Here is a 303-nt window from a genome sequence, read left to right on the forward strand (position 1 = left end):
GAGAAGTCGCCGCAATACATGCACTACATGTCTGGTGCGTCGTTTTTACAGGCGGCGCGCATGCTTCGAAAAGGAGGCGACTTTCAATGAAAGCACACGCGCAACGACTCATCGCCGCGCGCCTCGGTCTCGCGCTGCTCACGCTGCTGCTGGTTTCGGCCATCGTGTTTGCCGTGACGGGATTGCTGCCCGGCGATGCCGCGCAGCAGGCGCTCGGCCAGGCGGCCACGGCGGAGGCCGTCGCCGCGCTGCGGCATCAGTTCGGTCTCGATCAGCCGGCGCTGCAACGCTACGGAGAGTGGC

The 303-nt window shown here is 65.3% G+C and carries 1 pseudogene; it reads left to right on the forward strand.

Features of this window, described 5'->3' with window-relative positions:
* Window positions 1–86: 86 nt before the first annotated feature.
* Window positions 87–303: pseudogene (locus EN824_RS34420) on the forward strand (ABC transporter permease); the annotation flags it as partial.

The organism is Mesorhizobium sp. M8A.F.Ca.ET.181.01.1.1, assembly GCF_004792025.1.
GTDB lineage: Bacteria > Pseudomonadota > Alphaproteobacteria > Rhizobiales > Rhizobiaceae > Mesorhizobium.